8 protein-coding genes are annotated in these 13,960 nt (G+C 40.4%); 1 reads left to right on the forward strand and 7 read right to left on the reverse strand.

All coding sequences use genetic code 11. From position 1 onward, the window contains the following. Nucleotides 1–789: 789 nt before the first annotated feature. Entirely contained in the window at nt 790–2,730 is a 1,941-nt protein-coding gene (locus tag RDO37_RS07425; protein ID WP_308498635.1) for a transposase, read from the forward strand. Between the two features lie 347 nt (nt 2,731–3,077). Here the strand turns inward: RDO37_RS07425 and RDO37_RS07430 are convergent, their stop codons facing one another. From RDO37_RS07430 to lepB, 7 genes are all read right to left on the reverse strand, one after another. Beyond that, on the reverse strand, nt 3,078–4,232 hold the full coding sequence (locus tag RDO37_RS07430) for a glycosyltransferase (protein WP_308498636.1): 1,155 nt from the start codon (nt 4,230–4,232) through the stop codon (nt 3,078–3,080). Between the two features lie 53 nt (nt 4,233–4,285). Further along, entirely contained in the window at nt 4,286–6,640 is a 2,355-nt protein-coding gene (relA, locus tag RDO37_RS07435) for a GTP diphosphokinase (protein WP_308498637.1), read from the reverse strand. Between the two features lie 181 nt (nt 6,641–6,821). Then, the gene (rlmD, locus tag RDO37_RS07440; RefSeq protein WP_308498638.1) at nt 6,822–8,378 is read right to left on the reverse strand and encodes a 23S rRNA (uracil(1939)-C(5))-methyltransferase RlmD; all 1,557 of its coding nucleotides are present in this window, start codon (nt 8,376–8,378) and stop codon (nt 6,822–6,824) included. 121 nt (nt 8,379–8,499) lie between these two features. Then, entirely contained in the window at nt 8,500–10,914 is a 2,415-nt protein-coding gene (gene recO / locus RDO37_RS07445; RefSeq protein WP_308498639.1) for a DNA repair protein RecO, read from the reverse strand. 77 nt (nt 10,915–10,991) lie between these two features. Further along, entirely contained in the window at nt 10,992–11,897 is a 906-nt protein-coding gene (gene era / locus RDO37_RS07450) for a GTPase Era (RefSeq protein WP_308498640.1), read from the reverse strand. 85 nt (nt 11,898–11,982) lie between these two features. Continuing rightward, nucleotides 11,983–12,693 (reverse strand): ribonuclease III, encoded by a 711-nt coding sequence (gene rnc, locus RDO37_RS07455; protein ID WP_044121905.1) that lies wholly within the window; start codon nt 12,691–12,693, stop codon nt 11,983–11,985. Nucleotides 12,694–12,993: 300 nt separating this feature from the next. Next, nucleotides 12,994–13,950, reverse strand: coding sequence for a signal peptidase I (gene lepB, locus RDO37_RS07460; protein ID WP_273323948.1), 957 nt, complete (start codon nt 13,948–13,950; stop codon nt 12,994–12,996). Nucleotides 13,951–13,960 lie beyond the last annotated feature (10 nt).

Genomic DNA, 13,960 nt, shown 5'->3' on the forward strand with positions numbered 1-13,960 from the left:
CTAGGAACTTTCTTTACACTATCAGGTACCATAAGTATTACCATTAAATAATATGTACAATTATCTATAATAATATCATTTAATAGTGCTAATGTAAAGAACTAAGATAGTGATTTATATATAATTTATTTGATATTTTGTCTATAAACGCTAATTCTCAGTCTTTTGGATCAGTATCTTACTATATTTTACATCCGACTTAATATAAATATCAAATTACAGCATAAATAAAGGATTTTAGATCTAATTTCTTGAAATGATTGTTGATATAGTTCTCAGTATAATGTAAAATATACTAATCCACGAGGATCAATATTTTTGAGGTTAACTGAGATGGCTATTTTAAAGAATTTCCCAGTAATGGAAGTACCAGAATGGGCTTCTATTACTGAAAACAAGTATGTGGTCTATTGGACCAATGATAAAGACGGTCGTCATAAGCATCATATTGGAAAACTTGTCTCAGGACTCTCTAAGAGTGGTAAACGCCAATTCCAGCCTAATCAGAACTTTAAAAGTGAGTTTCCATGTCTGTTTAATGACGTCTACGGAAATTACTCTGTTGGCGATAGTCATCTTATTTCTGGAATATATGCGGTTAGTCTAAAGCTATCTGCTGCATGTGGACTCTATCAAACCGTTCAGTACGCATTTGGCGCTAAGACCGGTAATGCCATTATGGACTATGCAATGATGTGCTTAGCGTCTAAAGACAATACCGTCTATCAGCTCAATAACTTTCTTGCTAGCTACATGCACTTCTCAGTTTCTGCTTTAAGCTCCTCAAGCATGACTACTCTTTTAACTAGCACGATTACAGATAGCATGATTGTAAACTTCAAGAATGCGTGGATGGAGGAGTACATAAGAAACCATGATGTTTCGGAGGTTTGGCTCAGTGTAGACGGGACAAACGTAGACTCCAAGCTGGTTGGAAGTGCTTTGGCTGCTAAAGGCAATGCCAAATCAGGAAAAAGCGTGGATATCATTAGCCAGATCTGGGCTGTAGATGCTAGCAATGGCATGCCAATAACATGGAGTGTAATTGAAGGTAATGTTCCTGATTGCAAGGCATTTGACAACATTTTGTCGCAACTTAAAGCGTCAGGCATTAAGGTCAAAGGTGTGCTGCTAGATAGAGGTTTTGCTAGTGAGCAGATAATGAACGCTATTACTGATTTGGGGCTAGAGTACATCATCATGCTTAAAGGTGCATGTAACGGTTATGATGAGATGTTCTCATTGTATGCAGATGCCATTCGATGCAATGTCATGCATCTTATTTCACGAGATGGACTTTATGGATGTACATCTAAGGCACGAGTATTTCAAAAGAGCTCAGAACCTACAACAGTTGGTTTGTTCTTTCATCACCTCAATGCAACAGAACGTAGTGAGCATCTAAATACACAAGTTTTTGATGCTATTACTGACGCTAAAGCAGCTATTGATACCCATAGAACACCTGAGATTGATTCAAAATTTAAGAGCATTGTTAGCATAGTGAAAGGTGAAAAGGGGCAACCTGATTCTGTAGCTGTTAACTATGCTCAGTGGCAGAAGCTGTTCGATTCAAAAGGATTCTTTGCAATTGCATCTTCTTTAGAGCTAACGGCATCCGAGATGTATCCACTGTATGCATCAAGAAACGCATCTGAAAATGCATTCACACAAGTTAAAAGTATGCTTGGATTTTATACTTTAAGAGGTCATTCGGATGCAAGTGTTGAGGCAAGGATTGCAGTGTCGTTCATTGCCTCGGCTCTGTGCGCTCAGTTTGTTCTTGCTTGTGCGAGTGCTAAGTCTGAAACTAATCTTATGCTAGGCAAGTTAAAAAGAGTTGCTGTAGTGAATGGCATAAATGGTGGTTTTTACTCACAGTTTTCAGGTGAAAAGCAGGTAAAATCGTTATTCAACGTGCTAGGTATTACTAACTCAGACCTTTCTGATTTAGCTACTCAAATGAACCAGATCTCAGATCGTATTAACATTTCAGAGTTCAGAACACTATGTTCTTTTGATAAAGATGGAATTCTTAGCCAATCAGATAGACATCATCTATCAATGCAAGGAGAAACGATAGAGCCATCATGCATTGTCGCCAAAGAGTTTGATACGATCCCAGTAAAACGCAAGCCTGGTCGTCCAAAAGGAAGTAAAAACAAAAAGACTCTTGAGCGAGAAAGGCATGGAGATACGCAAGCAGTCAAACCACCTGCTAAACGTGGAAGACCGTTAGGCCGCAAGAACAACAAGACTCTTGAACGAGAGGCTGCTGAAGCTTTATTGCCTCCAAAGCCACCTGCAAAAATAGGACGTCCAAAAGGCAGTAAGAACAAAAAGACTCTTGAGCGAGAAGCAGCATTAGCATTACTCCCGCCAAAGCCTCCGGCTAAGCGCGGTAGACCGTTAGGCCGTAAGAACAACAAGACTCTTGCTAGAGAGGAGGCTCAGGCATTGTTGGCAACAAATAATGTTATGCAGGCCAAACCATCGAATGAAGCCATAGGCATTATGCAATCTGATGCTCATACTACTGTTGCAGTGCAGGTATTACAGCCTTCAAAGCCAAAGGTTGGACGACCAAAAGGGAGTTTAAATAAGAGTACAATTGCCTTTAGAGAACGAATGGCTAAGGAGTTTGAGAAGGAACACCGAGGCAGAGGTCGGCCTAAAGGTAGTAAAAATAGAAAGACTCTAGAACGAGAAGCAAAAATGATTAACAATTAAGTTAGCAATAGGTTACTTTTTAAAAAAGTATCGGATTTACTGCTAAATTTATTAAATTGATCCAAAATTTAAAGAATTAGCGTCTAAAGACTATAAAACTTTGATAGTAATTTATATGCACTTTATTTGAGACTGGACATAGTTGTCCTTTAGTAAAAGGACCGTATTTATCGCACCTATACAGAGTGCCTGATGATTGCTCTTATAACCAGGCCCTAGTGGCTCTACAAAAATTGATTTACTTTTAGCAGACTAAAATAAGGTTCTTTTTTAAATTAATTTGTAGTAGCTGTAATGTATCATGCTATTTTAGGCCACATGGCACTTTATTTGGCTGTGTATTAAATCTAGCTTAGATTTAATTTAATCAGACCAACTATTGTTAGTATTTTTGAATTGACTGAATATTGAAGCTTAGCAACTGGGATGCCTAAAATGTAATACTTATCGTAGTCCAGTCTATGCTTTTTTCTAAATAATCTATATTTAGAATAATTATCTGAATCTTGAATGTCACAATCTAAAATTAGCTCATCATATCTTTTTTGAAGAAGATTTTGTGGACAATGTTTTTCTTCTTTAATAATTCGTGCAGCTTCAGAGTATATTGTTTTTTCATCATCTTTAGAAAGTTTTATATTAAGAGCTACCTTAATAATCATATGGTAAAAAAACAGCCAAAAAACTTCTTGTTTCTTGTTAAATAAATTCTTGTTTTTTAAATAATCAAGAACTAGTTTAACAATTTCAATACTCTCAATTGACAACGTTGAGTTCTTTGAATACATGCTTCCTGTTATAGAGTCAGCTCTGCTAATTAAATATTTATAATAAAGATTTGAGTCAAACAATATTGTTTTGCAATGGCAAAGATATACAGTTTTAAAATAGGCATCCTCAAAAGAAAGCCCTTCAGGAAATCTTATATTATTATCAAATATAATTTGAGTCCTGATGATTTTATTGCATACTGACATAGATGTTGCAGCAATAACCTCATCAGTTAAAGCTTGTTTACCACTCAAATCAAGTTTATTGCTCTCTTCAGCTCGATTAGTTGCAATAGGATTTTCATCATTGGAGACGAGCTCACTACCAAAGCCCAATACATCGATATCATTGGTGATTTGCTTTAAGCATTCTTCATAGGCTACAAGGTCTATATAATCATCAGAGTCAACAAAAGTTACAAACTCTGGGCAATTTCCTCTATCTGAAGCCCATTGTTGATTTAGCAAATCTAACGCTGCATTGCGAGCAGACGAAAGTCCTCCATTTTCTTTATGGATTACAATGATGCGTGAGTCTTTCTTTGAATATTCTTCAAGAATATCCCCACATTTATCAGGACTACCATCGTCTACGCAAATAATCTGTAGGTTCTTGTATGTCTGATTTATTATGCTATCAAGACACTTTGGAAGATACTTTTCAACCTTGTAGACAGGAACAATAACAGCAAGTTTTGGGCTTTCAGTACTGTTTGATAATTCTAGAGTCATAAATTAAATAAATCATTATAAAAAAGGCTGTGAATATCACAGCCTAAAAAAAACTAAACTCTGGATGCTGACCGAACTTGTTTAATTTCGTTAAGCTTTGTCAGAACTCTATTTAATGCAGGTAAATTTACCAGCATCAAATCAATATCGATTATTGTAAGATCTTTTTGTCGTTCAGTATGTGAGCGCACACCGATTACATTAATCTTTTCATTAGCTATTACTGTGGTTACATCACGAAGCAGGCCAGGGTAGTTTAGAGCCACGATCTTAATGGTAACGGTAAATCCATTAGCTCCTGCCGAGTCACCCCACTGAGACGAAACAACACGCTCAGGATTTTTCTTCATCAGCCCCTTTAGCTGTGGACAATTAGCCTTATGGATCGATATACCTCGACCTTGAGTAATAAAGCCAATAATCTCATCACCAGGAATTGGCTGACAGCACTTAGCAATATGAGTCATCATGGTACCAATGCCGTCTACCATGATGCGACCCTTATTATCTGCATGACGCTCGCGCAGCTGTTGATGAGTTTTCTCAGAGATTAAAGAGTGTAACTGCAGTTCTTTACTTGAAGAATCACGCTTGAATACACGCTCTTCAAGGAAAGATATGATCTGATTTACCTTAATATCGCCCGCACCAATACCTGCATAGATATCGTTTACAGTACGAACATTAAAGCGTGCAATTTTCTCTTTAAGGAAAGCTGCGACCTGATCTTTGTTAAGTCCAATACCATGGCGAACAACTTCACGCTCTAATATATCTACACCAGCTTGTACGTTCTTATCGTAATCAACCTTTCTAAACCAGTTAACTAACTTAGAACGAGCTCTAGATGTCTTGATATAGCCATTATCTGCGTTGATCCAATCACGTGAAGGATTAGGTTCCTTTTGTGTGATGATATCAACTTGTTCACCAGTCTTGAGCTTATAAGTGTAAGGAACAATACGTCCATCTACCTTAGCACCAATACAGCGGTGACCAATCATGGTATGAACTTGATAGGCAAAATCTAAAGGTGTAGCACCAGTAGGCAGATCTACAACTTCACCTCTAGGAGTAAAGACATAGATTCTATCTTCAAATACCTGCTTTCTAAATTCGTCTAGAAGAGCACCTGACTCAACCATATCATCACGCCACGCAAGCAACTTACGCAGCCAATTGATACGTTGCTCTACACCAGAACCTAAGCCACCGCCCTCTTTGTACTTCCAGTGAGCAGCAACACCAAGCTCCGCCATTTGGTGCATGTCATGAGTTCTAAACTGCACCTCAATAGCCTTATGGCCGTCTCCATACACTACAGTATGAATAGACTGGTATCCATTTGGCTTTGGGTTGGCAATATAGTCGTCAAATTCTTTTTCGATATGCTCCCAGCGAGTGTGGATGATACTTAAAGCTGCATAACAGTCTTCAATCTTATCAACGATGACACGTACTGCACGCACATCAAATAATGAGGAGAAAGGCAAATGCTTACGTTGCATCTTTCGCCAAATACTATAAATGTGCTTTGGACGACCATATACCTCAGCGTTTTTAATGCCGTTTTCGCTTAAAAGCTCTTTTACTTCAGAAACAAAGTGATCAATGTAGCGCTCTCGCTCTACACGTTTTTCACCTAGCTCTCGTGCAATTTCCTTATAGTCATCGTTATGCAGGAAGCGGAATGCAAGATCCTCAAGCTCCCACTTGAGCTGACCAATACCAAGACGATTGGCTAACGGCGCATAGATATTTGCAATCTCTCTAGCAATCTGCAGCTTATTTTCTTCAGATGCGTGTTTTGCTGCTCTAATTACAGCAATACGTTCTGCAAGCTTAATGACAACAGCTCTAACGTCATCAACCATGGAGAGCATCATGCGACGCACACGATCTACCTGTGTATCGGTACCTTTAGTGTTAAGGTTTTGTAAGAAGCGAATTGCCTCCATATCCTTAACTTTCAGCAGAAGCTTTTTGATACCAGGTCCAAAAGTCTCTTCTACGCTATCTAGGTCTAAAACCTTTGCCTCAAATGGTGGATAAAGGAACGCCACTAACAATGAATCCAAATCCATATTGAGGTTCATCAATATGGAAATAATCTCAGCTGACAAATTACTCTGAGCTTTAGGATCGATGTACAGAGTTTGACGAGATGCACGAGCGCCCTTACGGTTCTCTGATGATTGACTCTGATCATCATTACCCTTATCAGACGAGCTTTGCTGAGCCTGCTTATCCTGATTTGGTTTGCTCAAAGAGTTATTTGCCTCAATGCACTTAAGCACATAAAGATGACAGCTATGCAGCTTTTCTTTTTGTTCTTGAGGTAAATTAAGTTTTGCTGCCCATTGGTCAAAGTCAAATGAGGCCTCATGAGTGTCTCTTAAAGCAACCATATGCACTCCTAACAGCTTTAATGCAGCAGAAACTAAATATTTCTGCTAAAGCAGAGTCAATAGCAGGCGAGATTAAAGATTATGCCTGTCTGATAATTGTAACAGCTAACTACCCCATGCACGCATCATGTGCAATTATTGTAAGAGCTGTAACAACTTGGTTCATTTCCTTAAAAGCAAACTATTTTTGCTCTGGAGAAAATACCAGCATAATCTCGATATGAGTAGTACGTGGGAACATATCAATTGCTCCCCAAGAGTCTAGCTTGTACCCAGAGCCAATAAGCTGAATACAATCTCGAGCTGCAGCCAATGGGTTGCAAGAAATCATAATGATCTTCTTTGGCTTGAGCTTGCCCATGAAAGACACTGAGCGCTTAGCTCCGCTACGACCTGGATCCATCACAACCACGTCATAGCTGTCTTTTGCCCACAGCTGAGACTCAAAAGGCTCTTCAAGATCGGCGACAAAGAAACGAGCTTTTTCTGCATCAATACCATTTTCTTTGGCATTCTCATTAGCTCTACGCACCATGTCACTGACGATATCAATACCAACTACAGTCGCTCCTGCTTTTGCCACAGGTAAACTAAAGTTGCCAAGACCAGAGAAAAGATCCAGCACCTTCTTTTCTGATGATGGCTCAACCTCTTTAAGCACCTGCTCAATCATGAGCTGATTTAACTTGCCATTAACCTGCACAAATGACGAAGGAGAACAGAAGATCTTGCAGTCGTTTGACATTACAAACATACGACGCACATCTTCATCACTCTCGCCAGTAATAATGCGCTCTCTTACAACCTCAGTGTCATCAAGCTGTTTAAATGGCTCAAGCACAGAGACTACTACAGAGTATTCTTTGCTGAAGTCTTTTAAAAGAAGCTCATCTTTTGCATTGAGCTTTTCTGTCATACGTAAAAGCACGCCTACTGCACCATCACTGTCTAACAGCTCGACGTGACCAATGCTTTTCTTAGACTCCATACGATTGACAATAGCTTTTAAAGGCTCAAGCAATGCATTATTGCGCTCGGTTAAGACCTCGCAATTAGTAACAGGCACTAAATCCTTGGTCTTTGCACCTCTGAAGCCTAAGTGTAGTTTTCCGTGATCACCACGGATAGCTAATCGGCATGCTCTTCTATAGCCAACCTCATCAGAACGCAGCACAAAAGAAGGCTCAGCAATTAAATCAGCAGCCTGAATGCAAACAGCATCTAGCTCCTTTTGTTTAGCAGCATTCTTAGCTGCAGCTTGCTTTTTAGCTAAGGTATGCTTAATGGTGCTATTTCTACCAAGCTTTGATGAGCCTTTGGCTGTACTTACCTTAGTAGACTTAGCTTCTTTAGTGCCCTGAATAACACTCTTACGCAGCAATGAAGCCACACCTTCAATCTTAGCGCTTAGCGCAGTCTCATAAGGCAAATGCTCTAACGGACAGCCGCCGCATTGATCCTGTAGAGGACATGACTGAGCACGGCGCTCATCTGAGGTTTTAATATACTTAGTTACTTTTGCTGAAAAGAACTTATCTTTGCTAGAAAGAGATCCTGCTACGCCATTTGATGCAAAAGGTACTACTCTTGCGATCTCTGATGGCATCAGGTCTTCAACAAAATATACCATGCCGTCCTTTTTACATACGCCACGACCTTGTATATCTAAACTCTCGCACTCCACCTCAAGTGCTTTCGGTGCAGTTACTTTCTTCTCAGAAGTATAAAATCTTGCCATTATTTGCTCTTGAATAACTAAGGTGCAAAGCACCGTTACTTACTAAAAACAGCTGTCGCAAGTTGCGACCCAAACTATGGATCTTAATTTGCGACAGCTGCCTTAAACCATATTACGAAGTCTACTCTTCTAGTGATTGCTTCTTAGACTGTCTCTGCCTTTTTCTCATACCAGAGTCAATCATAGCAAGCATAGAATGAGCAAACTCCATGTCAATTTCTGCTTCTTTAGCTTCAGCATCGGCTATTGCCTTAGCTTTAGCTCTTTCTTTTAAAGCTGCCTTACGCTCAGCTTCTTTAGCCTTTTGAGCTGCCTTTTTCTCAGCTTCCTTTATTTTGGCTGCTTCTCTTTTAGCTGCAGCTTTAGCTTTTTCTGCCTCGCGTTTAGCTGCTGCCTTTAATTTTTCAGCTTCTTTCTTTGCTGCAGCTTTGGCTCGCTCTAATTCTTTCTTTTTTTCAGCTTTAGCCTTTAGTGCAGCTTTTTGCTTAGCCTTTTTCTCTTCAGCCTTTTGCTTATCAGCCTCTTTTTTAGTTCTAGAGGAAGCCTTAGATGCTCTACTCTTTCTTTTAGTAGGAGCAGCATCTAACTTAGGCGTTTCATGTGCCTCATCAGATATGGCGTTTTTAGACACCTCAATATCTAAAGATGATTCTGAAGAATCTGTAGCATGAGGCTCATTAGCTCTATCTGACTTAGTATCATCAGCCTCATTTGTCACATCGGCGTTCTCTAGCTCACATGCATCAGATAGCTCTGCGTTAGAGACATTATGCTCCTCTTTAATTACAGCATCTGATTGAGATTCAGGAACAGCAGGCTCCATAACAACGTCGAGATCGCAGGACTCTGTCGATTCAGATACCTCAGCTTTTGAGGCATTATGTTCCTCTTCAATTACAGTTTCTGACTGCGATTCAGAGACACATGCATCGATAACAACGTCGGTATTGTCTAGCTTATAAGCCTCAGATAGCTCATCCTTTGAGGCAGAATGATCATGCTTACTTGTGATATCTGATGCCATTGGTTCTGCTGTAGCAGAATCATTTTCTTTATAAGTATCTGGTTGCTGCTGAACAGCATTCTGAACGACAGCTCCTGACACTTGGGAATCTAGATTGAGATACTCTGTCAGGAAATCAGGTGCATCGTCTTTATCACGAGGCACATTTCTGTGCACATGATTAAACTGTGAGACATAGCCTCTAGGCGCAACTGGCTGTACTGGAGCAGTAGGTTCTTTACCAACATTACTATTATTGTTTTCTGCGCCTAGTTGTGCTTGAGGATAAGCCTCAAAGTAAAGCGGCTTCTTGCCACTTTGTTCTTCAGTTGTATGCATGTAACTTTGCATACCCACTGAAGCAGTGCTTGTTGCATGACTGTCATTGGTATTGTTAGAACTGCTATTGTTTATTGAGAGCTCTGAGCCACCATTGACTACTGTTTCACTTTGAACACTTGCACTTTGAGCTTGTAATTTTTTATCTTGTTCTTGGGCTAGTCTTTGCTCTTTGAGTGCTCTAACCTTGGCGTTTCGCATTTGAGCGTACTCACGGTACAAGCGTCTGCTTACAATCTCTTTACCGTTTAATAAACGCTCAATCAATGCTCCTGTTAGTTGTTTTGCAAGCTTGACACTCTCTGGCATGGCAAAATCACAGCGGACAATGTCTCTAATCTGTTCACCAGAGAGCACTGGCCCCATAAAATCATGCGGTAGATCTTGGTAGCGCTGCATATACTCTTCATTGACAAAGCCATTTCGCATTGCCATAGCAAGATAAGCATCAGATGTATCTACCCTGTTGTATGCGTAGTATGAGCTACTGTCCTCTAAACGACGCCCGCGCACTTTAGATTTTGGGAACATCATGCCACTGTCATCGTCAGTATGATTAGACATACTGCCAATGGGACGAAAAGACTCATTTGGCTCTACCTTATGAGCCGCAGCGATCTTTAAAGACTCCTCTTGGGCAATGACGGCACTCATTGCATCTTTATCTACTTTGAAAAAGCCAGCACCAAAACAGAAACGATAGTAACTGTCTTTTTCTAACAGCAAACCCTCATCATCTCTCAAAGTTAAGGCGTAGCCCATAGACTCAAGTAAGGTAAGCTCAAAAATTCTTAGGCTTAATTCAATATTTTGATTATTTTTGATTGCCTCAAGAGTAGATACATAAACACCAAAAAGCTTAATATCTTGATTTTGGGATTTATATAGATGATGCAAAAGCTCATTGATATAGACAGCACAAAAGTGCTGAGGCAGAGGGAAGATATAGCCGCTTTCAGAGCAATCATAATCAGTAAGGAAGTACAACTCTCCCTTACTGCGTTTTAAACTTAACTTAAGCGGGGTAAATGGCTGAAAGAGCGCCTGAGTAGAAGAGTTCATGCGTTTGCCATTGTTAACCACAATCGACAACGCACCATAGTTTAGTGAGAGGGCCTCTAAGATCTGACTATGTTCCTGAAAGTCGCGCACGTGGTAAATGTAACACGGCTCATGCTCAATTACTGCTGCCATAAACTTAAACTCACAGGAATGTCTTTAGCATGCTCATGGTCATCATCTAGCATTAACCACGAGCACCATATCAAGCCTTACTTATCCTCAAAGTCAGCATAGCCAAGGCTCTTGAGCGCACGCTCATCATCGGCCCAACCTGCTTTTACTTTTACAAATAAAGATAAAAATACCTTACCTTCAATAAGCTTTTCGATATCGTGTCTAGCTTCAGAGCCAATCAGCTTAATACGACTGCCACCAGATCCAATGACCATCTTCTTCTGACCATTGCGCTCTACAAGAATAGCTGCACTAATTCGAGTTACGCCGTTTGACTCAATCTTGTACTCTTCAATTTCTACACTTACTGAGTATGGTAACTCATCGCCCATTTGTCGCATGAGCTTCTCGCGGATGATCTCTGCAACCATGAAGCGAGTAGAACGATCAGTAATACTATCCTCACTATAGCAATGATGACCCTCAGGAAGTGCCTGTCTGATCATGTCCTTAAGGACTTCAAGATTACTGCCTTTTAGAGCAGATACAGGAACAATATCCTTAAAGTTCAAGGTGTTCTTGACCTTTTCAATCAATGGTAACAGCTTTTCTTTGTCATCAAGCTTGTCGACCTTATTGATAACAAGAACCACAGGAGCAGATGTACCCTCAAGCTTTTGACGAACCATCTCATCATCTTCAGTCCAATAAGTCGCATCTACTACCCAAAGAACCAGCTCTACATCACCTAAAGATGACTCTGCAGCACGATTCATTAAACGATTAATGGCTCGCTTTTCAACCTTATGCAGACCAGGAGTATCAACGTATACAGTTTGGTAGATACCATCGGTATCAATGCCTAGTACACGATTACGAGTAGTCTGTGGCTTTCTAGATGTGATAGAAATTTTTTGACCGATGAGGTGGTTCATTAAGGTGGACTTACCTACATTAGGACGTCCAACAATGGCTACGAAACCGAATTTGGTTTGTTCCAATCTTTCCTCTCTGCTCTAGGAGCTTATATTTCAAATGTGATTGCCACAAAGCAGCATTGCTCTGCTAATTTAACGCATTAGTCGGCTATGACAGGCCTTTTTCAGACAAGTACTCTAAAACTGCAGTTGCAGCTTTCTGCTCAGCGCGTCTGCGAGAAGAACCCTTGCCTCTGAAGATTTGCTTAATGTCTTCAACAGTGACTGAGACTTCGAAAATCTGATTATTATCGCTACCAACAATATTATCAATGCGGTAAGTTGGCAGTTTTTTATGCTTTGACTGTAATAATTCTTGCAGTGTGGACTTAGGATCCTTTTGCGACACGTTAGGATTGATTGCCTGTAAGCGGTCGTGGAACCAGCGCAACACTAAATGACGCACAATCTCAAATTGCTCATTACAGTCAATAAAAGCGGCACCAATAATGGATTCAACTGCATCTGCAAGCAAGGAGTCACGACGAGAGCCACCTGACTTGAGTTCACCTGGGCCTAACAGCAGGCAATCGCCAATCTTAAACTCACGTGCAAGTTGAGCCAGAGTAGTTTCACGTACTAACACTGAACGCATTCTAGTTAGCTCGCCCTCTGGGCTCTCTGGAAATTGGGCATACAGCTCTTTGGCGATAATCATGCCTAAAATAGAATCGCCAAGAAACTCAAGACGCTCATTATGACGTGTGCCATAACTGCGATGAGTTAACGCCTGCTGCAGCAGTGAAATGTCTTGAAAAGCATAGCCAAGCGTCTGTTCTAGATGCTGTATGCGGTATATAAAGTTAAGATCTGTTGTCATCACTTTGCTAATTCAGCTTTAAGAAGTGATCACCCTATAACCCCCCAAAACCAAGGATATAGCCTCTGCTACACCTTTTGACAAGGGAGTGTGAGGGACTATAGGGTGCACACTAATTTAATGTAAGAGAACTCGTGCTTCCTAAGAAAATAGGAGCGAAATCGTCTAAGTATAGCAAGACATAAGGTGATAGCGACGCTTGTTTGCACCTTTTTCTCTAATCTAGCCTAGTTCTTTGTTCTTACTTATCATCGAAATTAAAAGACTCCCTAATGCTTATCACTAGGGAGCCTTAATTAATTACTGGATAGAGCCAATACGCTCGTATCTAAAGTCTGTTGGGTAAGTGAAGAAAGAACCATTGGTGTCGGCATAGGTTAATGACATCCAAATGCAAACTGCCTTACCAACTAAGTACTTTTCAGGTACAAATCCCCAGAAGCGGCTATCCTTGCTATTATCGCGATTATCGCCCATAACAAAGTAGTATCCCTCAGGCACAACCCAAGATCCGCGCATGGCACCACGCTGTCTGTAATAATACTGAGACAAGTCAGGTGTTCTTTCACTTATCTGAATCTTATGCTGATTTTCACCAAGAGTCTCATCGTAAACAGTAAACTCATGGGTGTAAGTAGCGGCTTCATAGACAACCTTACCTGCAGCTACCATTGGTACAGCTACAGGAGACTCGCATGCTTGACCATTTGAATCTTGCTCAATGGAGTCAACAGTTACCTTGCCTACATTGCAAGCCTTACGAATATAGACTTTTTTATTACTGAAAATAACTTCATCGCCAGGAAGGCCAACAACGCGCTTGATATAGTCCTGTGACGGGTCCTCAGGGTATTTAAATACCACCACATCACCGCGATCTGGAGTACCTGTTCTTATCCATATCTCATTATTTACGGGATTTCTTATGCCATAAGACCATTTAGATACAGCAATAAAATCACCAGATAACAAAGTTGGTTCCATAGAGCCTGATGGGATACGGAATGGTTCGTACACAAAGGCCCTAAACATGAAGATGAAGAAAATGACAGGGAATATGGCTGCACAAATCTGTACGAAACCTTCGCCATCTTTAATCAAGTTTAGCTGACGCTTTGTCAGGTCTGTGCGAGTTGCCTTCGCCTCTTTATAGGCCTTCATTCGCGCTGGACGTAACTTGATAAAATCGTATACATACATCGCTCCTGTGAATACACAGAAGAGAACCAACAGTATAGATATGGTACTTATGAACATACTAGGCCTT

Source organism: uncultured Anaerobiospirillum sp. (assembly GCF_902485895.1).
GTDB classification, from domain to species: domain Bacteria; phylum Pseudomonadota; class Gammaproteobacteria; order Enterobacterales; family Succinivibrionaceae; genus Anaerobiospirillum; species Anaerobiospirillum succiniciproducens.